This is a genomic window from Paraburkholderia sp. 22098, assembly GCF_052045935.1.
GTDB lineage: Bacteria > Pseudomonadota > Gammaproteobacteria > Burkholderiales > Burkholderiaceae > Paraburkholderia > Paraburkholderia caledonica.
Map to the genome: position 1 here is coordinate 306,819 of NZ_JBQEPV010000003.1, position 24,839 is coordinate 331,657.

Genomic DNA, 24,839 nt, shown 5'->3' on the forward strand with positions numbered 1-24,839 from the left:
TGGCGTTTTTTCTTCGGTGGCTTAACCGTCGAACTGCTGTAACGGTCAGCCGGCGGTCGCAGCCGAAGCCGCTGCGGGCGCACTTGCTGCACCGTAGTCGACGGGTGCGTCGGCCGGACGCGGCTGATCGCCGCTATGCTCGATCCAGCCGCCGCCGAGCGCCTGGTACAACGTCACCAGGTTCTGCAAACGCTCCATGCGCGCAGTAATCAACGACTGCTGCGCCGAATACAAAGCGGTCTGCGCGGTCAGCACCGCCAGGTAACTGTCGACCCCGTTCGTATAGCGCAGATCCGACAGATCCAGCCGGCGCTGTTCCGCAAACGCGTTGCGCTCGAGCGACTGGATCTGCTGATCGTATGTGCCGCGCGCGGCTAGCGCGTCTGCTACCTCGCGGAAGGCCGTCTGGATCGCCTTTTCGTACGTGGCGATCTGGACGTTCTTCTGGATATTCGCGAGATCGAGGTTGGCCATGTTCTGACCGCCCTCGAAAATTGGCAGCGTGATCGACGGCGCGAAACTCCACGCTGCCGAACCCGGCTTGAACAAGCCGCCGAGCGTCGGGCTGAGCGTGCCAAAGCTGCCCGTGAGCGAAACCTTCGGGAAGAAGGCCGCGCGCGCGGCGCCGATATTCGCGTTGGCCGCAAGAAGATTCTCTTCGGCCTCCATGATATCGGGACGACGCGTCAGCAGATCGGACGGCAGACCCTCCGGAATATCCGTGAGCAGATTCTGGTCGTTCAACGTGAGGCCCGGCGCGAGGCCGGCGGGCAACGGCTCGCCGACCAGCAGCACCAGCGCGTTTTCCGCCTGTGCCCGCAGACGCGCCTGCGCTTGCAGGTTCGCCTCGGCCTGCTCGACCACGGTCTGCGCCTGGCGAACATCGAGTTCGGAGCCCGTACCGTTGTCGAACTGCAGCTTCGTGATGCGAAACGACTCCTGCGCGGTCTTCAGCGTACCTTGCGTGACCTTCAGCAGATCGTCGAGTTCGAGCACCGTCAGGTACTGATTCGCCACCTGCGAGACCAACGCGATTTCAGCCGCCTTGCGCGCTTGAGCCGTGGCCAGGTACTGAGCCAACGCCTGATCCTTCAGGCTTTGAATACGCCCGAAGAAGTCGATTTCCCACGATGCGTTCAGGCCGACCGAATACGAGTTCGAAATCGTATTGCCGAACACCGACAGATCTTTCGGCGTCCGCTGTTTGCTTTGCGATGCCGCGGCGTCGAACGTCGGGAACAGCCCCGCGCGAACGATCCGGAACTGGGCCTGCGACGCCTGCATGTTCAGCACCGACACGCGCAGATCGCGGTTGTTCTTCAGCGCGATGTCGATCAACTGCTGCATGCGCGGATCGATGAAGAAATCGCGCCAGCCGATGTCGGCCGCCGCCAGGCCGTTTGCGCTGCGCGCACCGGCCCCGCCAGGCTGCGTCGTGCCCGGCTGCGTGTCGTACACGCCGCCGGTCGGGAACGTGCTCGTCACCGGCGCGGCGGGGCGTTCGTACTTCGGCGCCATCGTGCAACCGGCGGCGAGGAACGCGACCGCCACTGCAATCAAAGAGTGTTTTTGCATCTCAATGTCCGTCCTTGCCCGAGCCATTGGTGTCGGAACCGCCAGCCGCTCCGCCACCTTGCGGATCATGCGGATGGTGCTCGTTGTAGTGTGCGAGCGCCGCGTCCGGGTCTTCCTTGTCGCCGCCGAACTTCGCGCGGATCACGACGAAGAACATCGGGATCATGAAAATCGCGAGGAAGGTCGCCGTCAACATACCGCCGATCACGCCCGTACCGATTGCGTGCTGGCTCGCCGAGCCCGCGCCGTTACTGATCGCGAGCGGCATCACGCCGAGAATGAACGCGAGCGACGTCATCAGAATCGGACGCAGCCGCAGACGTGCCGCTTCCAACGCGGCCTCGACCGGACCCATGCCCTCGCTCAGCTGCAATTCGCGCGCGAATTCGACGATCAGGATCGCGTTTTTCGCCGAGAGCCCCACGGTTGTCAGAAGACCAACCTGGAAGAACACGTCGTTCTCGAGCCCACGCAGCGTGGCGGCCAGCAATGCGCCGATCACGCCGAGCGGCACCACCATGATCACGGAGAACGGAATGGACCAGCTTTCATACAACGCCGCGAGACACAGGAACACGACGAGGATCGAGATGCCGTACAGGATCGGCGCCTGCGAACCGGACTGGCGTTCCTGCAACGAAAGGCCTGTCCATTCGTAGCCGACACCCGCGGGCAGCTTGGCCACGAGCGCTTCCATTGCCGTCATCGCCTGACCCGTCGACTTGCCCGGTGCCGCCGCGCCCTGGATTTCCACCGCGGAAATACCGTTGTAACGCTCGAGCTTCGGCGAACCATAGGTCCACTGGCCGCTTGCGAACGACGAGAACGGCACCATGCCGCCTGCCGTGTTGCGCACGTACCAGGTGTTCAGGTCTTCCGGCGTCATACGGAACGGTGCATCGCCCTGCAGGTACACCTTCTTGATCCGGCCGTCGGTATCGAGGAAGTTGTTCACGTATTGCGACGCCCACGCGATCGAGAACGTCTGGTCGATCGCGGACAGCGATACGCCGAGTGCCGAGGCCTTTTCGTGGTCGATGTTCACCTTGAACTGCGGCGTATCGTTCAGGCCGTTCGGGCGCACCTGAGCCAGCGTCGGATCTTGCGCGGCCATGCCGAGCAGCATGTTGCGCGCTTGCATCAGCTTTTCGTGGCCGACACCCGCGCGGTCCTGCAGTTCGAAGTCGAAGCCGGCAGCCGTGCCGAGTTCCGGAATGGACGGCGGATTCACCGGATACACGAGCGCACCCTTGTAGCTGCCGAAGTGCATGAAGAGGCGGCCCACCAGCGCCTGTACCTTTTCATCCGCATGCTGACGCTGCGCGTAGTCCTTCATCCGCACGAACACGAGACCGGCGTTCTGACCGCGGCCCGCGAAGCTGAAGCCGTTCACCGTGAAGGTGGATTCGACAATCGCCTTTTCGCCGTTGAGCAGATAGTCCGACACGTCTTTCAGCGCGCGCGCCGTGGTTTCCTGAGTGGAACCCGAAGGCGTCTGCACCAGCACGAACATCGTGCCCTGGTCTTCGTCCGGCAGGAACGACTTCGGCAGTTTCACGAACAGCAAACCAACCGCGAAGATCACCACCATGTAGATGATGAGCCAGCGGCCCGAGCGCTTGATCACGTGGTGCACGCCCGAGTGATACTTGTCGCGGCTCTTGTTGAAGTTCCGGTTGAACCAGCCGAAGAAACCCTTCTTCTCTTCGTGATGACCTTGCGGAATCGGCTTGAGAATCGTCGCGCACAAAGCCGGCGTCAGAATCAACGCGACCAGCACCGACAGCACCATGGCCGCCACGATGGTCAGCGAGAATTGCCGGTAAATAGCACCGACCGAGCCGCCCGAGAACGCCACCGGCACGAACACCGCCGACAGCACGAGCGCCACGCCGACGAGCGCGCCGGTAATCTGGTCCATCGCCTTGCGGGTGGCTTCACGAGGCGATAAGCCCTCTTCCGCCATCACCCGCTCGACGTTTTCCACCACCACGATCGCGTCGTCCACCAGGAGGCCGATTGCCAGCACGAGCCCGAACATGGACAACGTGTTGATCGAAAAGCCCACCATGCTCATGACCGCGAACGTGCCCAACAGCACCACCGGAACTGCGATGGTCGGGATCAGCGTGGCGCGCAGGTTCTGCAGGAACAGGTACATGACCAGGAACACCAGCACGATACCTTCGAGCAGTGTCTTGACCACTTCCTCGATCGACAGACGCACGAACGGCGTGGTGTCGTACGGATACTGGACGACCAGACCGTGCGGGAAGTACTTCGACAGTTCGGCGACCTTCGCTCGCACTGCCTTCGCCGTTGCGAGCGCATTCGCGCCGGTGGCGAGCTGGATACCGAAGCCGGCGGTAGGCTGACCGTTGTACTTGGTGTCGAAGTTGTAGTTTTCGCCACCGAGCTCGACGCGCGCGACGTCCTTGATACGAACCTGCGAACCGTCGGGATTGACCTTCAGCAGCACGTTGCCGAACTGTTCAGGCGTATTGAGCAGCGTCGCTTCCGTGATGGTCGCCTGCAACACCTGCCCCGGCACCGACGGCGTGCCGCCGAGCGAGCCGCCGGCAACCTGTACGTTCTGCGCCTGCAGCGCGGTCTGCACGTCTACGGGAGTCAGGCCGAAGTTGGTCAGCTTGTTCGCGTCGAGCCAGATTCGCATTGCGTACTGCGAGCCGAACAGCGTGACCGTGCCCACGCCGTCGATACGGCTGACCGGGTCCTGAATGTTCGACGCCACGTAGTTCGCGAGGTCGTACTTGTTCATGCTGCCGTCTTCGGACACGAACGCCATGACCAGCAGGAAGCTGCTGCTCGACTTCGTGACCTTCGTACCCAGTTGCTGAACCGCTTGCGGCAGCAACGGAGTAGCGAGCTGCAGCTTGTTCTGCACCTGCACCTGCGCGATGTCAGGATTGGTGCCGGCCGCGAACGTCAGCGTGATGGTTGCGGTACCCGAGTCGTCCGAAGTGGACGACAGGTACAGCAAGTGGTCGAGACCACTCATCTGCTGCTCGATCACCTGCGTGACGGTGTTTTCCACCGTCTTCGCCGAAGCGCCCGGATACGTTGCGCTGATCTGCACAGCCGGCGGCGCGATGGTCGGATATTGCGCGATCGGCAATGTGAACACCGATGCGATACCCGCGAGCATCAAAATGATGGCGATCACCCATGCAAAAATCGGGCGATCAATGAAGAACTTTGCCATGTGGCGGGCTCCCTGTTATTACGCGCCCGATGCAGCGGAGGCAGGTTGAGCCGTCTGCGCACTGCCGCTGGCGGCCGGCGCACCTTGAGCGGCTGCGCCGGAGGCGGGTGTAGCGGGAAGTTGCGCGGCGACGGTCTTGACCTGCATGCCCGGTTTCGCCTTATCGGTGCCCTGCACGATCACGCGGTCGCCGGGTTTCAGGCCGCTCTCGACCACCCAGTTCGAACCGTACGTGCCCGATGTGACGAGCTGACGCAACGCGACCTTGTTGTCCTCACCGACGACGAGCGCAGTAGGTTGACCCTTCTGGTCGTGCGTGATACCGACTTGCGGCACGACGAGCGCGTTCTCGTTCACGCCTTCCTCGATCTTCGCGCGCACGAACATGCCCGGCAGCAGCACTTTGTCCTTGTTCTGGAAGATCGCGCGGACCGTGACGGAGCCCGTGCCCTGGTCGACCGTCACGTCGGTGAACTGCAGCTTGCCCTTTTCGGAATACGTACGGCCGTCTTCGAGAATCAGCGAAACCTTCGCGGCGTCAGGGCCGTTGGTCTTGAGACGCCCTTCCTGCATCTGGCGGCGCAACTTCAGACCTTCGAGGCTCGACTGCGTCAGGTCGACGTAGACCGGATCGAGTTGCTGCACGGTGGCAAGCAGAGTCGCGGCGCTCGCCTGAACATAAGCGCCCGGCGTGACTTGCGACACGCCGATCTGGCCCGTCACGGGCGAGGTCACGTCGGTATAGCCCAGGTTGATCTGCGCCGTCTCGACCGCGGCCTTGCCGGCGGCAACGTCGGCGGCGGCCTGGCCTTGCGCGGCTACTGCGTTGTCATAGTCCTGCTTGCTGACCGCGTTGGCGGCAACCAGTACTTTGAAGCGGCTTGCCTGCGCCGTCGTGGACGCGAGGTTGGCCTGCGCCTTGGCGAGCGTCGCCTTCGCGTTGTTCAGCGTGGCGATGTACGGCGCCGGATCGATCTTGTACAGGCGCTGGCCAGCCTTGACCTGGCCGCCTTCGGTGAATTCGCGGCGCAGCACGATGCCGTCCACCCGCGCGCGCACTTGCGCGACGAGGAAAGCACTGGTGCGGCCCGGCAATTCAGTGACGACAGGTACGGTAGTCGGCTGGACTGTGACAACGCCGACTTCGGGCGTCTGTTGCGGCGGGGCAGATTGTTTTGGTCCGCATGCTGCCAGCAATATGGCAGCCGTCGCGGCACTGATTAAGCGGAATGGAACCCGTTCGACGCGCATGGAGCGACCTCTGTCTATGACTGAGAATGAAAAAGTGCGCGCATCCCTACCCCGGGGACGACGGCGCACACATGCGTCTTGCGACGCTCGACCGAAAGCCCATGGTTGCCGGCAACAGTTGCGAGGCAACCCGAACCAAATGCGCCTTACCGGGAAATGCCGCACCGCGCCGCCCGTTGAAGCACGGCGCGTAAGCGTTCTGAAGACAACAGTGACGGATATTAACCGGTCGTCACAGCTTGGGCTATCCGATCGTGGGGTGCTATTATATATACATTCACGAATGGATGTAAAAGTGCGTTACTTCTCTTGCGGGGCGGGGACCCGGAAGAAAGCTTCGCCAAACAGTTCAGGGCAAACGGATTGTCATCGAGCGTACTTAAAAAGGCTCGGGAAAACCCGCAATCAGGGCAAGTTATACAAATATGGTCAGAAGAACCAAAGAAGAAGCGCTGGAGACGCGCAACAGCATCCTCGACGCAGCCGAACGGGTCTTCTTCGAAAAGGGTGTTTCGCGCACTTCGCTCGCCGACATCGCACAGGCGGCCGGGGTCACGCGCGGCGCCATTTATTGGCATTTTTCCCACAAGAGCGATCTGTTCACCGAGATGTTCGACCGCGTGCTGCTGCCGCTGGACGAACTCAAGGCCGCGTCGCTGGATCCGAACGAGCCCGATCCGCTTGGGCGGTTGATGGAGATCTGCATCGTCTGTGTGCGCGATACCGCGACCGATCAGCGGCGCCGTCGCGTGTTCGACATTCTGTTTCTGAAGTGCGAGCTGGTCGAAGAGATGGGACCGGTCATGGTCCGCTATCAGACCAATATGCGCGAGGCGCTGATCAAGATAGAAGGCGGCTTGCGCAACGCAATCTCGAAAGGGCAATTGCCGGAAGATCTCGATACGAAACTCGCTGCTGCCATGGTGCATGCGTTCGTCGGCGGATCGCTGCGCGACATGTTGTTTCTACCCGATGCCACGGATTTCACCGCGCTCGGCGAGCGGATGGTTGAAGGCATTTTCGACGCATTGCGTCTGAGTCCGGCGCTGCGCAAGTCGACGTGACGCGGCGGCTGCGGGCGGCGCACGCGGTGTAGTTTGCGGCCGACCGAGCGGTGGCTGTCGTTGCCGCGGTTGTCGGCAAACTTCCCATTTCGCAAACGGCCGCGCCCGCCCTCGCAGCGCTCGTTGTCACGCTGGACCAGCGTTGGACCGCCATACGCCGCGGCCTGCAAAACGCGACCCTCGACTCGCGGCCTTTCAGCCGCGTCCCTCACGCCAGCATCAGCGATTCCGGCTGCGCGCCTTCTGATTCGATGCATAAATGTTGCCGCGCTCTAACGGCACACCGCTATTGACGGCGGCGAGCCATTCGTCGGTGCTCGCCACCGCCGCAAAGCGCGATTGCAGCACCACACTGAACACGCGATGAATGTCTTCCGCGCTCGCAAAGCCCGCGCTGTTTTCATACGGCACGGAGCCGGTTGCATCGTGCAGGAATTCGACAGCGAGGCCCGCGTGGACCGCATGATTGATGGTGGATGCATCGCAGTTGTGCGTCATGTAACCCACCACCGTCACCGTGTCGATTTGCCGTGCTGCCAGCCAGTCGGCGAGGTCCGTGCCGGTGAACGCGCTCGGCAGCGACTTCTCTACATAGTGATCGCGCTCACGGGAAGCGACCACCGGGTGCAGTTCGGCTCCCTCGCTCCCGCGCGCGAACAGCGGCGAAGTGGCCGGCGCGAAGTTCTGCACGATCACCACCGGCACGCCGGCGGTGCGAGCGGCGTCGATCGCGCGTCCAATGTTGGCTAGCGAGCTTTGGACGTCGGGATACTCGATCGGCAGATTGCCCGTTATGTATTCGTTCTGCACGTCGATGACAATCAACGCACGGCGTGGTGTGGTCATGGCAAGGCTCCTGTGAAAGATTGATGAGGTCGCGCGCCACAGCCCCGCGAGCTTCAGGCAAGCGAGGCCGCCGCGATGACGCATTGTTCGCCTACGCCCGTTTTGCCAACAGCGGCCCGATTGACAATCTTCGCTAGAATCGGGCCATCGTCGTCGCTCTCATAAGGTGCCTGACTCATGGCTATACTTGCCGCCTTTCCCGCCCCGGCCGCCGCAAAGCCCGGCGCACAGCGGTCGCACATCGTCGCCGTGATCGCGTTCGACCGCATCAGCCCATTCCACCTTTCCGTGCCATGCGTGGTGTTCGGCGAGGACCGCAGCGGCGCCGGCGTTCCCGGCTTCGACTTCCGCGTGTGCGCAGCCGAAACCGGCCCGCTGACGACGACCGCAGGATTCTCCATTGCCGTGACTCACGGACTCGAAGCGCTCGCCGAAGCCGACACGATCATCGTGCCCAGCTGGCGCGATCCCGCTGAGCCGCCGCCAGCCGCTTTGCTCGATGCACTGCGCGCGGCGCACGCACGCGGCGCGCAACTCGTCGGTCTATGCCTCGGCGCGTTCGTGCTGGCTGCCGCCGGCATTCTCGACGACCGCCCGGCCTCAACGCATTGGGCATGGGCTGACGACTTCGCGGCCCGTTACCCGCGTGTCCGGCTCGATCGCGACGTGCTTTATGTCGACGACGGCAACGTGCTGACATCGGCGGGCACGGCTGCCGGCCTCGATTGCTGTTTACACGTGCTGCGCAAGATGTGCGGCGCCGAGGTGGCGAACTTCGTCGCGCGGCGGCTCGTCGTATCGCCGCACCGGCAAGGCGGCCAGGCGCAATACATCCAGCAGCCGCTGCCGCCGAACGTCCGCGAAGACCGGCTCTCGGGTCTGCTCGATTGGGTGTGCGGCAACCTCGACGCGCCGCACACGCTCGACAGCCTCGCGGCGCGCGCGCTGATGAGCCGGCGCACCTTCACGCGGCGCTTCCGGCTCGCCACCGGCACGACCGTCGGCGCGTGGCTGCTCGCACAACGGCTCACGCGCGCGCAGCAGTTGCTGGAGAGCTCGGATCAGTCGGTGGAAGCGATTGCGGGCATCGCCGGGTTCGGGTCGGCGGCGTCATTGCGTCAACATTTCGCCGAAGCCTTTCGGACCTCGCCCTCGGCATGGCGAAGAGAGTTTCGCGGCGCATGAAACACAGCGCCCACGCAAATGTCGCGTGACACGCACGCTACGAGCGAAGCAAACGCCGCATGACACATTGAAAGCGAAGCATGGCGTCGACGTCGCGAAACAACGCAGGGTGAAAAGCGACGCGCTTTCGTAGTCGGTCACCGCGAATTCGTGGTCGCGCGCGCACGACACTCGACCTACAGACTGCGCAACCGTTCCGCGCGCTGGTCGATGCATGAAGAACAGGCAGAGCGCCGTCAGTGCTCACTAATCCAGCGCGCTACATACAGCAGAAGCGCAACGAGAAAAATCATCGCAGCCCATGCCCAGTTCGGCATGGCATGCGGCGTCGGCTCGGGGTGGGAGACGCCGTGAGACACGCTGGCAGCGCTTCCGGCAAGCGGGTTGCCATGTTCGGCGCGGGTGCGACGCGAAACACCGCTCAGCGTGATAGGCCGCAAAAATACATGCTGGCGACGCGCCGCCGAACCGCGCGCGCGGTTCGGTCCCTGCCCATGCTTCGCACGCACGACCGCGCTGAATTCGGCGAAGAAATCGTCGGCGAGATGATGAAGCGCGTTTTCGAGCTGACGCGTGGGCAGTTCAGCGAGCGGCCCCGACGACGTCGCCCAGATCGTGTAGTCGATCCGCGTGCCGCGCTCCCTGCTGCCGAGCGCGCCCTCTTCCGCGCGCAGACGCACTTCGATTTGTCCGCGCAGTGAGCCGATACCTTCGGCGCGCGCCTTGAAATTGATCGTGCGGCGCTCCGCGTCGGCAGGGCCGGAATCCTGACCCGCGACGTGCGCGCGTGCTTCGTAACGCGCACGCAGTGGCCCGAGCGGCACCGTCATAGCCAGCGCGTATTCGCCGTGCGAAAGGCGCGTGAACGACTCGCAGTTATCGAGGCTGGCGCGCAGGAGCGCGAGGTCTTGCAACGCGTCCCAGACATCGGACGGCGCAAGTGGAATCCGTAACGCGTCGTTCAGTTCCATCCCAGCCTCCGACAGACGCGCGACAGCGGATCAGGACGTCTGATCGATGCGGTCGACGCGCGATGAGTAAAACGCGAGATATCCCTGGATCGGGGCCGCCTGTTCGAACGGCGTCTCGTAGGTCCATACGGCGTTTTCGATCAAGCCGTCTTCGGTGCGCAGGTGGTAGTACGATGCGTCGCCCTTGAACGGACAGTGCGACGAGTGCGTGGAGCGTTCGAGCCGCGCCATGTTCACGTCTTCACGCGGGAAATAGAAAACGTCGGGCAGACCGGTTTCGGCGAGCGTGAGCGCCGCGTGCGTGTCGGCCATCGTCACGCCGCCATGAATCACCCGCACCCGGTGATGATTGCCCGTTATCGTAATGGCGTGCCCGCCGGAGGGTTTGTCTGGGTTTGCGTGAGGTGTCAAGGCATCGCTCATGTCTCGGCTCCATGAAAGTGTGCGGTCGTGCATACAGCAAAGCCACGGGACAGGCCCGTGGCTTCATTATCGGTCAAAGTCCTCGCGATTGCGCGGCCTCCGTGCTGCCTGCCCGACAAGCCCCGGGTTTACTGCGTGTTCCAGTAGAACGCCGCTTTCGCCGTGCCCTTTGCGGGCACCGTCAATGCCTTCGACTGGTCGCGGTCCTTGTAGGTCGCATGCACCGTGTAGCGCCCCGGGCGCAGCCTCACGAGCATGTAGGGCCCGCGCGACGCGGTGCTCAACACCTCGCCGTTATGCGCGTCGACGATCCGTACGTGGACGTCGGCTAGATAGTCCGAGCCCGGTCCGGTAAAGCGCAGCGACAACGGCCATTGGCTTTGCGCCTGCTGCAGTGCCTTGGACTCGTCCAGACCGACGCCGCCCGAGACGAACGACACGTCGCCTTGTTGCTGGATTTGCGGCAGACCTCCGCCGTTGGCGTTGCCTGCGCTCGTCTGGTCGGCGGTGGTGCCGCCGGTTACTTCGCTCGCCTGCTGCGCGTACGCGCCGCCCGCCAGACCGAGAGTGAGCGCCGCGCTGGCCGCGGCGGCTACGATCTTTCGCTGAGTGCGTTGGTTCTTCATCGGTTTGCTCCTTATTGACGTCCTTATCCGTTACCCGTCGATGGGACCGGATTCAATGTGGATGCAACTGCCGTGCCATGCGGCCGCTCGACAGTACGGCGAAGCGCCCGCTTCGCACGTCACACGCCGCAAAGCGCCCGGTTTGCGGCTTCCGGTACAGAAAGAAAAATGCCGGTCTGTCTGCAGTAAGTGCAAACAGACCGGCAAGCGTTACTCGATGCTCTTCATCGACCAGTCATGACTGACAGGACGTCGATCAACCCAGATCGACCGGCACGAAGATCTGCGCGTTGTCGCGCTGGATCAGCAACGCGATGCTATTGCCCGCGCCGGAGACCATCTGCTTCAACTGATCGACGCTCGTCACCGGCCGGCCGTTGACGGCGAGAATGACGTCGCCCGGTTGAATACCCGCGCTTTCTGCCGCGCCGCCCGACTGCTGCACGAGAAGACCGTGCGAGATCGAAGCGCTGCTCTTTTCTTCCGGCGTCAGCGGACGCACGGCCACGCCCAGACGGCCTTGCAACTGCGCGGGCTGATCGGTCTTGTCCGAGGCCAGCTTTGCGTCCGACAACGAGCCGATCGTCACCTTCAGATCCTTCGTGCCCTTGTCACGCCACACCTGCACGGTGGCCGTGCTGCCGGGCGCGAGCCCTGCCACCTGTGAAGGCAGCGCCGACGAATCGCCCACCGGATCGCCGTTCACCGACAGAATCACGTCTCCCGGTTGCAACCCGGCCTTCGCGGCAGGACCGTCCGGATCGACCGAGCTGACGAGCGCGCCTTGCGGCTTCTGCATGCCGAACGAATTTGCCAGCGTCTGATTCATGCTTTGCACCGCGACGCCCAGGCGCCCACGGCTCACGTGACCCGTCTTGACGATGTCGTCCTTGACCTTGATCGCCTCATTGATCGGGATTGCGAACGAAAGTCCCTGGAAGCCGCCGGTCTGCGAGTAGATCATGGAGTTGATGCCGATCACCTCGCCTTGCAGATTGAACAGCGGCCCGCCGGAATTGCCGGGATTCACCGGCACGTCGGTCTGGATGAACGGCGTGTAGTTTTCGTTCGGCAGCGAACGCGATTTCGCGCTGATGATGCCGGAGGTCACCGTATTGTCGAAACCGTACGGCGAACCGATCGCGACCACCCACTGACCGACCTTGCTCTGACGCGGATCGCCGATCTTCACTGTCGGCAGACTGCTTGCGTCGATCTTCAGGACGGCGACGTCCGACTGCTTGTCGGCGCCGATCACCTTGGCTTTGAACTCGCGCTTGTCGGTCAGCCTCACAGTGACGACGTTTGCGCCGTCCACCACATGCGCGTTGGTCAGGATATAACCGTCGCTGCTGACGATAAACCCTGAACCGAGGCTCGCGCTCGACTCGTCGGGCGCATCGCCGCCGTCGCCGCCCTGCATGCCCGGCGCGCCGCCAAAGAAGTGCTTGTAGAACTGGTAGAACGGGTCGCTCGGATCGATCGGCAACTGATTGCCGCCGCTCATGCCGCCATTGCCGCCATTGCCTCCATTCCCGCGCAGTGCCGCGCGCTTCACGACGTGCTTTGCACTGATGTTGACGACCGCCGGTCCGTACGTTTCGACGAGACCGGAGAAATCGGGAATGCCGGTTTTCGCGGCGGCTTCGGCGGGCATCATGGCCGCTTGCGCCGGTGAGATGACCTGGGGCGCGGGCACGTCGCGATGGCCCGCCACATAGCCGGCGGAAAGCGCAACGGCGACAGCCGCTGCAACAGCGCTGCGAGACAAGGTTTTCGCGTTCATCGTGTACTCCTGACTGGAGAAAGAAATTCGGATGTCAGGAAGCGTACGGGGCATCGCTTAAAAGAGTCTTAAGCAGCGACAGATCGTGTTTGGCCTTCTTTTCAGGGGTTTTTCCGCACCATGCAAATTGAAAGCATTGGTTCAGAAGCGCACGGTAACCTCGAGGCCGCCCGCCGGCGATTCGTCGAGCGACACCGTAGCGTGATGTTGCGTCGCGATTCGCCGGACAATCGCAAGGCCGAGTCCGCTGCCGGCCACATCGGTACGCACGCGATTCTCGCCGGCGCCCGCACGATAGAAACGGTCGAAGACACGCTCGCGTTCCGCAGGCTCGATGCCGGGCCCGCTGTCGGCGATACGCACGACCGGATGACCCTGTTCGACATGCAGGCTCACGTCGACGCGCCCGCCTCGCGGCGTGTACTTGGTCGCGTTATCCACGAGATTGTTGAACATGACGCGCAGCGACTCGGGATCGCCGATCACGGTAGCCGCTTCGCTCGCCTCGATGCCGAGGTCCACGCCACGATTTTCAGCCAGCGGCGCATAGGTCACCACGCAGTCCTGCAGCAACGAGCGCAAGTCGACAGCGTCGGTCGCGCCGAGGCCGTCCGGTTCGGAGCGCGCGAGCGCGAGCAGTTGCTCGGCAAGGCGCGTCGCGCGCGTCACACCCGCTTGCAGGTCCGCGAGCGCTTCGCTGCGCGCCGCGTCGTCTTTCGCGCGCGCCACCAGTTGCGATTGAATCTGCACGGCGGCAAGCGGCGTGCGCAGTTCGTGCGCGGCGTCGGCGACGAACGCCTTCTGGATGTCGAGCGCGGTGGCGAGCCGCTGCAACAGCCCGTTCAACGCGCGCACGAGCGGCTGCACTTCGAGCGGCAGGCGCTGATCGGGCAACGGATCGAGCGCCTCGGGATGACGCGCATCGAGCGCGCTCGTCACGCGCCGCAGCGGGCGCAACCCGCGTCCGATGATCACCCACACTGCGAGCCCGAGCGCCGGCAGCAGCACGATCAACGGCCACAACGTGCGCAACGCGACGTCGGCGGCAAGGCGGTTGCGCACCGACAGCGGCTGCGCCAACTGCACGACGTTATCGCCGACGATCGCCCCGTACACGCGCCAGTCGCCGCGATCCGTATGCTCGGTCGTGAAGCCCAGTTCAGCGCGCGGCGCGAGCGGCGCGCGAGGACGCGAGTAGTACATCAGCACGCCGTTGCGATTCCAGATCTGCAGCACGATGCCTTCGTCGCCGGTATCGCGCGAGCCGAGCACTTGTGAGAACGGTTCGGACGGCAGGGCCGCGGCGATCTGCTCCAACTGGTAGTCGAACAGTTCATTCGCTTCGGCAAGCGCCTGGCGGTAAATCAACCAGCCCGCCACGCCGACGCCGAGTAACACGAGCGCAAGCAGCCACACCAGCAATTGACGGCGGATCGAACGCATCGGCTCAGGCTTCCTTGGCAATCATGTAGCCAAGGCCACGCACGTTGCGGATCAGGTCCGCGCCGAGCTTCTTGCGCAGCGCGTGAATGTAGACCTCGACGGTATTGCTGCCGATCTCCTCGCCCCAGCCGTACATTTTTTCTTCCAGCTGACTCTTCGAGAGGACGGCGCCGGGCCGGGCGAGCAGCGCTTCGAGCAGCGCAAACTCTCGCGCCGACAAGGCCACCGGCGCGCCGTCGAGCGTGACCTGATGCGACGCGGGATCGAGCGTCAGGTTGGCGTGGCGGATTGTCGAATCGCTGCGGCCCGATTGACGACGGATCAGTGCGCGCATACGCGCGCCGAGTTCGTCGAGATCGAATGGCTTGACGAGGTAATCGTCCGCGCCGGCGTCGAGACCCTTCACGCGGTCGGCTACCGCGTCGCGCGCCGTGACGATCAGCACCGGCAAAGCGTGGCCGCGCGCGCGCAGCGTGCGCAATACGTCCAGACCGTCGCGCTTGGGCAGTCCGAGGTCGAGCAACACGAGGTCGTAGGGCTGGCTGCCCGCCGCGCTGAGCGCCGCTTCGCCGTCTTCCACCCAGTCGACCGCGAAGCCTTCGCCGCGCAGCGCCTTGCGGACGCCCTCGGCGATCATCCGGTCGTCTTCGACTAGCAAGATGCGCATGGTCCCGTTTCCTCAACATTCGATGATGCCGCATTCTAGCGCCCGCCCCGCGCGTGCGCGCCGTGTGGCGCTTTTTTCACCGCAGCGCGGCGGCATGTCACTACAATGGGCGCTTTGCGTCGCGCGGCGGTTTCGGGCTTGACTCACGTAGTACGCGAGCAATGCGTGCCAGCTCGAATGCCTCAACGCCGCATGCGCAATGACGAACCCGCCGACGCGCTGCGAACCTTCGTGCGGCGCATCTCCACTGCTTTGAATCGCCGCGTGCTGCACGCCCTGACATTTTGCTTTCTCGCCCGTCCATGACGCACGCTTTCCTGTCTTTCGCCGCACGCCATCTTCATCGAGCGGCGCTGCGCTCGCGCTTAACGTCGTCGTTCATCGCACCCTTGTCCGCCTGCTCTGGTTCCGCCGCGCCGCGCCGCGCGGCGTCGCACGCGAGCGCATGGCTGCTCGTCTGTGCCGCGCTTGCCGGCGGCGCGTCGCTGCCGCTTGCTGCGCAGGCGCGTGTCAAGGCGGCCCATCCGAGCGTCAACGTCAGCACCGTGTTGCCGCAATCGGTGATGATCGGCTTGCAGCGCGCGCACGTGCCGTTGTCGTCGATCAGCGTGGTCATCGAAAAAGTCGGCGATCGCACGCCGATCGTCGCGCTGAATGCGGGCAAGCCGATGATGCCCGCCTCGACGATGAAGCTCGTCACCACCTACTCCGGTCTGTCGATTCTCGGCCCCGACTACCGCTGGCGCACCAACGCGTACGCCGACGGCACAGTCGACGCCAACGGCGTGCTGCACGGCAATCTGTACATTCAAGGTACGGGTGACCCGAAGCTCGTGCCCGAAGAACTCATCGACCTCGTGCAGAAGATCCACAAGGCGGGGATTCGCGGCATAGACGGCGCGCTCGTGCTCGACAAGCGCTACTTCGATCCGTCGACGCGCGATCTGCCGCCGTTCGACGACGACGCGACCGCGCCATACAACGTCGGGCCGGACCCGCTGCTGTACGCATTCAAGTCGCTATCGTTCACGTTGACGCCTTCATCCGACGGCACCGTCACCATCGACGTACTGCCCGCGCTTGCACAGTTACAGATCGACAATCAGATGCGCGCGGTCAACGGCCCGTGCCGCGGCGAAGCGGCATCGGTGTCGCCCACCGTCACGCCGACGCCGAACGGCACGCTCGTCGCATCGTTCGCCGGCGACTATTCGGTGCGCTGCGGTCCGCGCACCGTCAACGTCGCGGTGCTGGACCACTCGGCGTTCTTCGCGGGCGGCTTCCTTGCTTTGTGGCAGCAGACGGGCGGCACCTTCAGCGGCGCGACGCGTGAAGGTGCCGTGCCCGTCGGCGCAAAACTCGTGGCCACGCATCAGGGGCCGGTGTTGTCGGATATCGTTCGCGACATTAACAAGTTCAGCAACAACACCATGGCGCGCAACCTGTTCCTGTCGATCGGAGCGGCTGAAGAAAAAGGGCCTGCGACGCCCGCCAAGTCCGCCCGCGCGATCGAGGCGTTCCTGCGGCGTGACAGCATCGACATGGAATATCTGACGCTCGACAACGGCTCGGGCCTCTCGCGCGAGGAGCACATCACCGCGCTCTCGCTCGCCGACCTGCTGCAACGCGCCAACGCGAGCCCTGTCGCCCAGGTGTTCGTGCAGTCGCTGCCCATTGCCGGTGTCGACGGCACCATGCGCAACCGGCTGACCAACCAGGGCGCGGGCGGCAACGCGCAAATCAAGACCGGCACCTTGCGCGACGTGCGGGCGATCGCGGGCTACGTGGCATCGGCGGACGGCAACAGCTACGTGGTGGTGAGCTTCATCAACGATCCGCACTCCGAGGCCGCGCGCGCCGCGCACGACGCGCTGCTCGAATGGGTGTATCAGGGACCGAGCTCGGGCTTCAGCAAAATCTCGGCGCCTGCCGCGGAATCGGCCGGCGTGGCACCGCATGGCAAGCCCAGGAAAAACCCGCGCAAGCGCGAAGCGCATTGAGGATTCCTTCTAGCGAAGGCGGCGCGCGGTGAGACCTTAAGCGTGTACGCTGTCGAGCAGTGTTCGAGACGCGCTGCACGCTCGCACAGCAACACGACAAAACACCGCGGCATATCACGCGGCGACAAGGGACCACGGAGGAAGACACCATGCAATTCGACGCCGAATTGCTGCTGCTCGCCATGGCGCCAGTCTTTCTCGCATGTATCGGCTGGGAGGCGTGGCACCTGCGGCGAACGCGCCCCGGCGCGCGGCTCTATAGCTGGCGCGATACGCTGTGCAACGCAGCGCTCGCGCTCATGCAGCAAGCCGCCGACAAGCTCGCCTGGCTCGCGATCATCCCTGTCTATGCGTTCTTCTACGATCACTACCGCGTCTACACGTGGCACGCAGGCTGGCTTTCGTTTGCCGTGCTGTTCGTCGCGCAGGATCTGCTCTACTACGTGTTTCACCGTTGCAGCCACCGCGTGCGATGGCTGTGGGCCGCGCACGTCGTGCACCACTCGTCGGCACGGATGAATTTTTCGACCGCGTTCCGCCAGAGCCTTATGTATCCGGTGGCTGGCATGTGGCTCTTCTGGATTCCGCTCGCCGTACTCGGGTTTCCGCCGAAGCAGATCGTCGCTATTGTGCTGATCAACCTGGGCTTCCAGTTTTTCGTGCATACGCAGGCGATCGGTAAATTCGGCAGCAAAACGGGCAGCAAGCTCGGCTGGCTCGAGTACGTATTCAACACGCCGTCGATTCACCGCGTGCATCACGCGCGCAATGACCGCTATATCGACCACAACTACGCTGGCGTGCTCGTGGTGTGGGACCGGCTGTTCGGCAGCTACGTCGACGAGGACCCGCGCGAGCCGCCCGTGTACGGCATTGTGGAGCCGCTCGATACGTATAACCCGCTGAAGGTGACGTTCCACGAATGGGCGTCGATGGCGCGCGACTTCGCGAGCGTGCACGGCGCGCGCAACAAGCTGCGTGCGCTTTTCGCAACGCCCGCGTGGGCGGCCGACTATCACGCACGCAGCAGCGGCGGCTCAACGGCCACGCTTGCGCGCGCAACTATCGACGATAGCAACGATACGGCCACGTTTTCCGCACGACGCAGACCGTAGAAGATTCTGTAAGCTGTCGTCACGCCGCCGACGCGGTGGACGCAGCCTGCAATATATGGCGCAAGGGCCAAACATACGAGGAGATGTAGTCAACATGAAGCACACAGCATCGAGGAAACAGCATTGGTTGCGCCTCTCGCAAACCGCCATTGCGAGCGCGGCGTTTGCGCTGCTGGCCGCGTGCGGCGGTGGCAGCGACAATAACAACAACGCCAGCAGCACACCTGCGGGCGGCGTCAAGTTGCAAGTCGTTTCGTTCGGCGACAGCCTCTCGGACGCCGGCACCTATTCGCCGGTGATTCAGGGCAGCTTCGGCGGTGGCCGCTTCACGACCAATCCGGGCGAAGTGTGGACGCAGAAAGTGGCCGAGTATTACGGCGACACCTTGAAGCCGGCATACCTCGGCGGCTTTGGCCAGCCGCTGGTCGCAACGGGCGGCTACGGTTATGCGCAGGGCGGCTCGGACGTCGTGAATGCTCAAGGCAAAGGCTGGGCGCCTAACAACATGGCGGCCACGACGGTGCCCATCGTGACTCAGGTCGCGAACTACCTCGGTGCCCATTCGAGCTTCAACCCGAATCAGCTCGTGCTCGTGAACGGCGGAGCGAACGACATCTTCCAGTTCGCGGAAAACACCGCTAACCTGACCGCGCTCGGCACCGCGCTACAGACGCAATACCCGCTGCTCGTGCAGGCAGGCAAGCTGCCGAACACGCAGGCAGGCCAGGTCGCGTTCATCGTCGGCTATCTGCAGCAGTTGTCTAACCCGCAGGTCGCTCAGGCCGCCGCCCAACTGGCCGCGCAAGTCAAAACCATTGTTGGCGCGGGTGCGACCCACGTGGTGGTCTCGACTGTGCCCGACATCGGCAATACGCCGCTAGGCGTTGCGTCCAACGCGAAGACACCGGGCTCCGCCGCGCTGCTGTCGGGAATCGCCGCCGCGTATAACTATCTCTTCGTTCAGAACCTCACGGCGCTCGGCCTCGTGGGCACGGGCAAAGTGATCGTGGTCGATGCGTTCGCGTGGCAGGATCAGCAGTTGCCGAACTACAAGGCGCTCGGCTTCACGGTGTCCAACACCGACACTGCGTGCAACCTGAGCGCGATGCAGGCCAACGCAACGGCCTACGCCCGAGCCAATCCCGCCGCGACGAACGGCCTGACTCCGGAGCAGTACGGCAGCCAGTTCGCCTCTTCGCTGTTCTGCTCGCCGCAAACCTACACGGTGGCCGGTGCCGACCAGACCTACATGTTCGCGGACACGGTCCACCCGAGCACGCACATGCACGCGTTGTTCGCGCAGTATGTCCAGCAGCAGATCGCGGCGACCGGGCTCGGTAAATAACTGGAGTTTGGGAGACCGCGCGTGACGCGGTCTTTAGCTGCGAACGTTGGAACGCGAAACGCCTGGCTGATCGACTGTGTGAGCGTGTCGATTGCAGCCAGGCGTTTTTTTATTGCGCGCTTCTCCGCTACTTCGGAGCACGGCGCGAGACGCGAGAGTTCAGGCGTGGCTTTGCGCTTCGAACGCCGCTGCCGCGCGGCCCAGGCGGTCGTTCACGGCGATCCATTCGATCGTATCCGGCAACTTCTCGATCAAGATGCGCGTGACGTCCGCACGATCGAGCGCCCGCAGCAAGCCGTAAAGCTCGCGTGCATACACGTGCGGATCTTCCGGGGCCGCAATGAAATGCACGCCTTCGGCGTCGGCCCACTGCCCCGCACGCGAAGCGCGGGCAACCAGCGCAACGCGCTCGCCCGGCTCGCGGGCGGCCAGCACCGGCTCCAACGCGGTGAACGACAACAGCGCCAACGGCGTGCGAGGCGCGTAGTGCGCCTTCAGCGTTCCGGACGCACGCGGCGCCGTTGCGTCGGAGCCGTCGGGAAGGCGCGGCGCTTCACCGAGCACGTCGGCGATGTCTTGCGGCGTGACGCGGCCCGGTCGCAGCAAGGCAGGAAAACCACGCGACAAATCGACGATTGTCGATTCGATGCCGACGTCGGACGCGCCGCCGTCCAGCACATGAATCGCGCTGCCGAACTCCTCGCGGACATGTTGTGCGGTGGTCGGACTTACGTGCCCAAAGCGATTCGCCGAGGGCGCCGCGACGCCGCCATGTCCGTCGCGCAACGCGCTGAACGCCTGCAGCAACGCTTGCGCTACGGGATGCGAAGGACAGCGCAGTCCAACCGAATCCTGCCCGCCGCTGACCGCCGAGGGTATGCGCGCGGCGCGCTTCAGGATGAGCGTGAGCGGCCCAGGCCAGAACGCGTCGATCAAGCGTTGCGCTTCCTGAGGCAAATGCTCGACCCAGTAGTGCGGATCGCCCTGCGGAGCCAAATGCACGATCACCGGATGATTCGCCGGCCGGCCCTTCGCCGCATAAATGCGAGCCACCGCGTCTGGGTTCTCGGCGTCGCCGCCGAGCCCGTAGACCGTCTCCGTGGGAAACGCGACGAGACCGCCTGCATCGAGCAGCGCCGCTGCGTGCTCGATTTGCGCGGCGCTCACGGGCAGCGCATTGGCGGCGACTGCAGCGGGTTGGGCGGGTTGCTGTTGATCGGACATGGCTCGCGCGTCAGCTCGTGGCGATGTGCAGCAGCCGCGCACAGTCGCGCCCCGCCGTGCGTGCTTCTTCGAGCGTCGCAGCCGTGAAATTCACATGGCCCATCTTGCGGCCGCAACGGGCTTCTTCCTTGCCGTACAGATGCAAACGCGCCGCCGGCATCGCCGCGACCTCGTGCCATGGCGGCGTGACCGACGCGCCCTTCGGGCCGTCCGGGAACCAGACGTCGCCGAGAATGTTCAGCATGACTGCCGGCGAATGCTGACGGGTGTCGCCAAGCGGCATGCCGGTCATTGCACGTACCTGCTGTTCGAACTGGCTGGTCGCGCAGGCGTCGACGGTGTAATGCCCGGAGTTGTGCGGACGCGGCGCCATTTCATTGGCCACGAGCGAGCCGTCTTCGAGAATGAAGAATTCGACACACAGCACGCCGACATAGCCGAGCTTGTCCGCGATTTGCAGCGCGGCTTGTTGCGCCTGCTCGACGAGTGTGGCGCTTGCGTCCGGCGCCGGAACGATGGTGTGCGACAGCACGCCGTCGCGATGCGTGTTTTGCGCGAGCGGGTACACCACCGAAGCGCCGCTCGCCGCGCGCGCGATCAGCGCGGAAACTTCGAACTTCAGCGGCAAGCGCTTTTCCAGCACGCACGGCACGCCGGCGAGCGACGCATACGCCTCGCGCACTTCGGCGGCATTGCGTACGCGAACCTGGCCCTTGCCGTCATAACCCATGCGAGCCGTTTTGAGGATGCCGGGCAGCACGGCTTCGAGCTTCGCATCGTCAAGCGCGGCGAGCGCGTCCGACGATTCGATCACCACGTGCGGTGCGACCGTCACGCCCGACGACGCGATAAAGCGCTTCTCGGCAATGCGATCCTGAGCCACGGCGACGCATCGGCCGGCCGGGCTCACGAACGTGGTCTTCGCGAGGAAGTCGAGGCTCGCGGCCGGCACGTTCTCGAATTCGGTGGACACCGCCGCGCATAGCCGCGCGAGTTCGGTCAGCGACGCTTCATCGTCGTAGGCCGCGCGCAGATGGCGGTCGGCGACCGAGCCCGCGGGGCTGCTTTCATCCGGATCGAGCACGGCGACGCGATAGCCCATTGCCTGAGCGGCAAAGCAGAACATGCGGCCGAGCTGGCCGCCACCAACCATGCCGAGCCATGCGCCGGGCAAAATCGGTGAAACCGGTGTGTTGTCTGGGTTCATCTTAGTGGTCGGTCGCGACCGGGTGTGCCTGCAGTCCTGCAACTCCTGCAATGGCAACCGTCCGGCCGGTGGGTCTGACAGAGGACTTCGTGTATCAATCGAGCCGTTACTGAGGCCGTTTCCAGCAGGTGCATCGGCCCATTTCCCGGCGCGCGCTTACAGCGCCGGCAATACCATTGCGTGTGCCGCTTCGTTCTGGCGCACCCGGAACGCCGCAAGCTTCTCGGCATATTCGCCGCTCGTGCCGCTCAGAATAGAGACCGCGAACAGCGCCGCATTCGCCGCGCCCGCTTCGCCGATCGCAAACGTGGCGACGGGCACGCCTTTCGGCATCTGCACGATCGAGTGCAACGAATCGACACCCTTCAGATACTTGCTCGCCACCGGCACGCCCAGCACCGGCACCGTGGTCTTGGCCGCCAGCATGCCCGGCAGGTGAGCCGCGCCGCCCGCGCCCGCGATGATCGCCCGGATACCGCGCTCGCGCGCGCTTTCAGCATAGGCGAACATTTCGTCCGGCATGCGGTGCGCGGAGACGACCTTTGCCTCGTAGGGCACGCCGAATTCCTGCAGGATCGCGACGGCGTTCTTCATTACTTCCCAGTCGGAACTGGAGCCCATCAACACGCCGATAACCGGCGCGCCATGCGTATGGGCGGTCTGTGCTTCACTCATCTTGCGGCTTCCTTTTCTCGAACGGCGCGGATCTGGTCAGGCGAGCTTCTGCCCGGTCAGGCGTTCGAGCGCTTCCTGGTATTTCTCGCCCGTCTTCTGGATAACGTCGTCCGGCAGCTTCGGCGCGGGCGGCTCTTTCGCCCAGTCCTGCGTTTCCAGCCAGTCGCGCACGAACTGCTTGTCGAACGACGGCGGATTGGTGCCGACCTGATACTGGTCGGCCGGCCAGAAGCGCGACGAATCGGCGGTGAGCGCCTCGTCCATCAAGTACAGCTTGCCGTGGTTGTCCAAACCGAACTCGAACTTCGTGTCGGCGATGATGATGCCGCGCGTGGCGGCGTAATCCGCAGCTTCCTTGTACAGCCTGATCGAAATGTCGCGGATCGTGGCCGACAGCTCGGTGCCGATGCGACGCTCCATGTCGTTGTACGTGATGTTTTCGTCGTGATGGCCCATCTCGGCCTTGGCTGCCGGCGTGAAGATCGGCTCAGGCAGCTTTTGCGCGTTTTGCAGACCAGCCGGCAATTCGACGCCGCACACGGAACCCGTGGCCTGGTAATCTTTCCAGCCGCTGCCGGCCAGATAGCCGCGCACCACGGCTTCAACGAGGATCGGCTCGAGGCGCTTCACGACGACCGCGCGGCCCTTGACCTGCTCGACTTCGTCCGCCGCCACCACCGATTCCGGCGCCACGCCGGTCAGGTGATTCGGCACCACGTGCTTGAGCTTTTCGAACCAGAAGTTCGCCATTTCGTTGAGCACGCGCCCCTTATTCGGAATCGGCTCGCCCATGATGACGTCGAACGCCGACAGACGGTCGGTCGTGACGATCAGCAACTGGTCGTTGCCCACTGCATAGTTGTCGCGGACTTTTCCGCGGCCGAGCAGCGGCAGCGAGCGGAGCGTGGATTCGTAGAGGGTAGACATCGTCGTGGTTCGCTAAAAGTAAGGCAAAAAGTGTGACCGGAACAAAAGGGAAACGCCGTTCCCCGGATGATGCGGGAACGGCGATCTAACGACAACCTGGCCAGACGGCCAGGTGTCGAGCCTGCGCTGAAGCAAATACCGCTTAGCGGACGACCTGCGCAAGCTCGCCCGACTTGTACTTCTCCGCGATTTTATCAAGCGAAACGGGCTTGATCTTGCCAGCCTGGCCTTCGCAGCCGAATTGCGTGTAGCGCTCGATACAGATCTTCATCGCAGCTTCACGCGCCGGCTTCAGGTAATCGCGCGGATCGAACTTGCCCGGATTGGTCGCCATGTAGCGGCGAATTGCGCCGGTGATCGCGAGACGCAGGTCGGTGTCGATGTTGACCTTTCGCACGCCGTGCTTGATGCCTTCCTGGATTTCCTCGACCGGCACACCGTAGGTTTCCTTCATGTCGCCGCCGAATTCGCGGATTTCCGCGAGCAGTTCCTGCGGCACCGACGACGAACCGTGCATCACGAGGTGCGTGTTCGGAATGCGCTGGTGAATTTCCTTGATGCGCTGGATCGACAGAATGTCGCCCGTCGGCTTCTTGCTGAACTTGTATGCGCCGTGCGACGTGCCGATTGCAATTGCGAGCGCATCGCACTGCGTCAGCTTGACGAAGTCGGCGGCCTGCTCCGGATCGGTCAGCAATTGCTCGCGGGTCATGGTGCCTTCCGCGCCGTGGCCGTCTTCCTTGTCGCCCTTCATGGTTTCCAGCGAGCCGAGCACGCCGAGTTCCGCTTCGACCGTCACGCCGATCGAATGCGCGGCTTCCACGACCTTGCGGGATACGTCGACGTTGTACTCGTATGAAGCGACCGTCTTGCCGTCGGCTTCGAGCGAGCCGTCCATCATCACGCTCGTAAAGCCGCTGCGGATCGCCGCCATGCAGACCGCCGGCGACTGGCCGTGGTCCTGGTGCATCACGACGGGAATGTGCGGATAGGACTCGACCGCTGCTTCGATCAGATGGCGCAGGAACGCTTCGCCCGCGTACTTACGCGCGCCAGCGGAAGCCTGCATGATGACCGGGGCATTGACCTTGTCGGCCGCCGCCATGATCGCCTGCACCTGCTCCAGGTTGTTCACGTTGAATGCCGGAAGGCCGTAGCCGTTTTCAGCGGCGTGGTCCAGCAGTTGACGCATTGATACGAGAGGCATGCTGTAACTCCTTAGATTGAAACGAATTCTTGTGCCGCCGGCATCTTGTGGGCGATCTTGTCGCGAAGCAAGCTGCATA

Annotated in this window: 20 protein-coding genes; 5 read left to right on the top strand and 15 right to left on the bottom strand. The window is 63.8% G+C overall.

From position 1 onward, the window contains the following. Window positions 1-45: 45 nt before the first annotated feature. Genes ACTJLB_RS08070 through ACTJLB_RS08080 form a run of 3 tightly spaced genes read right to left on the bottom strand, consistent with a single transcriptional unit; the run spans window position 46 to window position 6,049 of the window. The gene (locus tag ACTJLB_RS08070) at window positions 46-1,575 is read right to left on the bottom strand and encodes an efflux transporter outer membrane subunit (RefSeq protein WP_440782984.1); all 1,530 of its coding nucleotides are present in this window, start codon (window positions 1,573-1,575) and stop codon (window positions 46-48) included. Window position 1,576: 1 nt separating this feature from the next. Then, on the bottom strand, window positions 1,577-4,798 hold the full coding sequence (locus ACTJLB_RS08075) for an efflux RND transporter permease subunit (RefSeq protein ID WP_020069211.1): 3,222 nt from the start codon (window positions 4,796-4,798) through the stop codon (window positions 1,577-1,579). Window positions 4,799-4,816: 18 nt separating this feature from the next. After that, window positions 4,817-6,049 (bottom strand): efflux RND transporter periplasmic adaptor subunit, encoded by a 1,233-nt coding sequence (locus ACTJLB_RS08080; RefSeq protein ID WP_027804824.1) that lies wholly within the window; start codon window positions 6,047-6,049, stop codon window positions 4,817-4,819. Window positions 6,050-6,474: 425 nt separating this feature from the next. Between ACTJLB_RS08080 and ACTJLB_RS08085 the strand changes: the two genes are divergently transcribed. Next, window positions 6,475-7,113, top strand: a complete 639-nt coding sequence (locus tag ACTJLB_RS08085) for a TetR family transcriptional regulator (protein WP_020069213.1) — start codon at window positions 6,475-6,477, stop codon at window positions 7,111-7,113. Window positions 7,114-7,332: 219 nt separating this feature from the next. Here the strand turns inward: ACTJLB_RS08085 and ACTJLB_RS08090 are convergent, their stop codons facing one another. Beyond that, window positions 7,333-7,959, bottom strand: a complete 627-nt coding sequence (locus ACTJLB_RS08090; RefSeq protein WP_440782985.1) for a cysteine hydrolase family protein — start codon at window positions 7,957-7,959, stop codon at window positions 7,333-7,335. 177 nt (window positions 7,960-8,136) lie between these two features. On the opposite strand from ACTJLB_RS08090, the gene ACTJLB_RS08095 reads away from it, so the two are divergent. Further along, window positions 8,137-9,144, top strand: a complete 1,008-nt coding sequence (locus ACTJLB_RS08095) for a helix-turn-helix domain-containing protein (protein WP_440782986.1) — start codon at window positions 8,137-8,139, stop codon at window positions 9,142-9,144. A 236-nt stretch (window positions 9,145-9,380) separates the two neighbouring features. On the opposite strand, the gene ACTJLB_RS08100 is transcribed toward ACTJLB_RS08095, so the two are convergent. The 6 genes from ACTJLB_RS08100 to ACTJLB_RS08125 all read right to left on the bottom strand — a co-directional run bounded on the left by ACTJLB_RS08100 (window position 9,381) and on the right by ACTJLB_RS08125 (window position 15,060). After that, the gene (locus ACTJLB_RS08100) at window positions 9,381-10,115 is read right to left on the bottom strand and encodes a CoxG family protein (protein ID WP_440782987.1); all 735 of its coding nucleotides are present in this window, start codon (window positions 10,113-10,115) and stop codon (window positions 9,381-9,383) included. 30 nt (window positions 10,116-10,145) lie between these two features. Next, the gene (locus tag ACTJLB_RS08105) at window positions 10,146-10,538 is read right to left on the bottom strand and encodes a DUF427 domain-containing protein (RefSeq protein ID WP_408165604.1); all 393 of its coding nucleotides are present in this window, start codon (window positions 10,536-10,538) and stop codon (window positions 10,146-10,148) included. A gap of 128 nt (window positions 10,539-10,666) precedes the next feature. Further along, complete coding sequence (locus ACTJLB_RS08110; RefSeq protein ID WP_440782988.1) at window positions 10,667-11,164, bottom strand: carboxypeptidase regulatory-like domain-containing protein; 498 nt, start codon at window positions 11,162-11,164, stop codon at window positions 10,667-10,669. Window positions 11,165-11,420: 256 nt separating this feature from the next. Further along, the gene (locus ACTJLB_RS08115; protein ID WP_087752932.1) at window positions 11,421-12,950 is read right to left on the bottom strand and encodes a DegQ family serine endoprotease; all 1,530 of its coding nucleotides are present in this window, start codon (window positions 12,948-12,950) and stop codon (window positions 11,421-11,423) included. Between the two features lie 141 nt (window positions 12,951-13,091). Further along, window positions 13,092-14,393, bottom strand: coding sequence for an ATP-binding protein (locus ACTJLB_RS08120; RefSeq protein ID WP_310352816.1), 1,302 nt, complete (start codon window positions 14,391-14,393; stop codon window positions 13,092-13,094). 4 nt (window positions 14,394-14,397) lie between these two features. After that, on the bottom strand, window positions 14,398-15,060 hold the full coding sequence (locus ACTJLB_RS08125) for a response regulator (protein ID WP_020069223.1): 663 nt from the start codon (window positions 15,058-15,060) through the stop codon (window positions 14,398-14,400). A 302-nt stretch (window positions 15,061-15,362) separates the two neighbouring features. On the opposite strand from ACTJLB_RS08125, the gene dacB reads away from it, so the two are divergent. The 3 genes from dacB to ACTJLB_RS08140 all read left to right on the top strand — a co-directional run bounded on the left by dacB (window position 15,363) and on the right by ACTJLB_RS08140 (window position 19,520). After that, window positions 15,363-17,060 (top strand): D-alanyl-D-alanine carboxypeptidase/D-alanyl-D-alanine endopeptidase, encoded by a 1,698-nt coding sequence (dacB, locus tag ACTJLB_RS08130; RefSeq protein WP_440782989.1) that lies wholly within the window; start codon window positions 15,363-15,365, stop codon window positions 17,058-17,060. Window positions 17,061-17,209: 149 nt separating this feature from the next. Then, complete coding sequence (locus ACTJLB_RS08135) at window positions 17,210-18,175, top strand: sterol desaturase family protein (RefSeq protein WP_440782990.1); 966 nt, start codon at window positions 17,210-17,212, stop codon at window positions 18,173-18,175. Window positions 18,176-18,269: 94 nt separating this feature from the next. Continuing rightward, complete coding sequence (locus tag ACTJLB_RS08140) at window positions 18,270-19,520, top strand: SGNH/GDSL hydrolase family protein (RefSeq protein WP_020069227.1); 1,251 nt, start codon at window positions 18,270-18,272, stop codon at window positions 19,518-19,520. 159 nt (window positions 19,521-19,679) lie between these two features. Here ACTJLB_RS08140 and ACTJLB_RS08145 read toward each other — a convergent pair whose 3' ends face one another. From ACTJLB_RS08145 to fba, 5 genes are all read right to left on the bottom strand, one after another. Then, entirely contained in the window at window positions 19,680-20,744 is a 1,065-nt protein-coding gene (locus ACTJLB_RS08145) for an L-threonylcarbamoyladenylate synthase (RefSeq protein ID WP_440782991.1), read from the bottom strand. A gap of 10 nt (window positions 20,745-20,754) precedes the next feature. Next, a complete protein-coding gene (locus tag ACTJLB_RS08150; RefSeq protein WP_020069229.1) occupies window positions 20,755-21,951 on the bottom strand; it encodes a 5-(carboxyamino)imidazole ribonucleotide synthase in 1,197 nt (398 codons plus the stop codon). A 156-nt stretch (window positions 21,952-22,107) separates the two neighbouring features. Continuing rightward, a complete protein-coding gene (gene purE, locus ACTJLB_RS08155; RefSeq protein WP_020069230.1) occupies window positions 22,108-22,626 on the bottom strand; it encodes a 5-(carboxyamino)imidazole ribonucleotide mutase in 519 nt (172 codons plus the stop codon). Window positions 22,627-22,662: 36 nt separating this feature from the next. Then, a complete protein-coding gene (locus tag ACTJLB_RS08160; protein WP_088175699.1) occupies window positions 22,663-23,553 on the bottom strand; it encodes a phosphoribosylaminoimidazolesuccinocarboxamide synthase in 891 nt (296 codons plus the stop codon). A 142-nt stretch (window positions 23,554-23,695) separates the two neighbouring features. Further along, on the bottom strand, window positions 23,696-24,760 hold the full coding sequence (gene fba, locus ACTJLB_RS08165; protein ID WP_020069232.1) for a class II fructose-bisphosphate aldolase: 1,065 nt from the start codon (window positions 24,758-24,760) through the stop codon (window positions 23,696-23,698). Between the last annotated feature and the right edge of the window lie 79 nt (window positions 24,761-24,839).

Excerpts from the sequence above, each read along its gene's own strand:
- ACTJLB_RS08070 (WP_440782984.1), bottom strand. The coding sequence starts at position 1,575 with ATGCAAAAACACTCTTTGATTGCAGTGGCGGTCGCGTTCCTCGCCGCC.
- ACTJLB_RS08075 (WP_020069211.1), bottom strand. The coding sequence starts at position 4,798 with ATGGCAAAGTTCTTCATTGATCGCCCGATTTTTGCATGGGTGATCGCC.
- ACTJLB_RS08080 (WP_027804824.1), bottom strand. The coding sequence starts at position 6,049 with ATGCGCGTCGAACGGGTTCCATTCCGCTTAATCAGTGCCGCGACGGCT.
- ACTJLB_RS08085 (WP_020069213.1), top strand. The coding sequence starts at position 6,475 with ATGGTCAGAAGAACCAAAGAAGAAGCGCTGGAGACGCGCAACAGCATC.
- ACTJLB_RS08090 (WP_440782985.1), bottom strand. The coding sequence starts at position 7,959 with ATGACCACACCACGCCGTGCGTTGATTGTCATCGACGTGCAGAACGAA.
- ACTJLB_RS08095 (WP_440782986.1), top strand. The coding sequence starts at position 8,137 with ATGGCTATACTTGCCGCCTTTCCCGCCCCGGCCGCCGCAAAGCCCGGC.
- ACTJLB_RS08100 (WP_440782987.1), bottom strand. The coding sequence starts at position 10,115 with ATGGAACTGAACGACGCGTTACGGATTCCACTTGCGCCGTCCGATGTC.
- ACTJLB_RS08105 (WP_408165604.1), bottom strand. The coding sequence starts at position 10,538 with ATGAGCGATGCCTTGACACCTCACGCAAACCCAGACAAACCCTCCGGC.
- ACTJLB_RS08110 (WP_440782988.1), bottom strand. The coding sequence starts at position 11,164 with ATGAAGAACCAACGCACTCAGCGAAAGATCGTAGCCGCCGCGGCCAGC.
- ACTJLB_RS08115 (WP_087752932.1), bottom strand. The coding sequence starts at position 12,950 with ATGAACGCGAAAACCTTGTCTCGCAGCGCTGTTGCAGCGGCTGTCGCC.
- ACTJLB_RS08120 (WP_310352816.1), bottom strand. The coding sequence starts at position 14,393 with ATGCGTTCGATCCGCCGTCAATTGCTGGTGTGGCTGCTTGCGCTCGTG.
- ACTJLB_RS08125 (WP_020069223.1), bottom strand. The coding sequence starts at position 15,060 with ATGCGCATCTTGCTAGTCGAAGACGACCGGATGATCGCCGAGGGCGTC.
- dacB (WP_440782989.1), top strand. The coding sequence starts at position 15,363 with ATGACGCACGCTTTCCTGTCTTTCGCCGCACGCCATCTTCATCGAGCG.
- ACTJLB_RS08135 (WP_440782990.1), top strand. The coding sequence starts at position 17,210 with ATGCAATTCGACGCCGAATTGCTGCTGCTCGCCATGGCGCCAGTCTTT.
- ACTJLB_RS08140 (WP_020069227.1), top strand. The coding sequence starts at position 18,270 with ATGAAGCACACAGCATCGAGGAAACAGCATTGGTTGCGCCTCTCGCAA.
- ACTJLB_RS08145 (WP_440782991.1), bottom strand. The coding sequence starts at position 20,744 with ATGTCCGATCAACAGCAACCCGCCCAACCCGCTGCAGTCGCCGCCAAT.
- ACTJLB_RS08150 (WP_020069229.1), bottom strand. The coding sequence starts at position 21,951 with ATGAACCCAGACAACACACCGGTTTCACCGATTTTGCCCGGCGCATGG.
- purE (WP_020069230.1), bottom strand. The coding sequence starts at position 22,626 with ATGAGTGAAGCACAGACCGCCCATACGCATGGCGCGCCGGTTATCGGC.
- ACTJLB_RS08160 (WP_088175699.1), bottom strand. The coding sequence starts at position 23,553 with ATGTCTACCCTCTACGAATCCACGCTCCGCTCGCTGCCGCTGCTCGGC.
- fba (WP_020069232.1), bottom strand. The coding sequence starts at position 24,760 with ATGCCTCTCGTATCAATGCGTCAACTGCTGGACCACGCCGCTGAAAAC.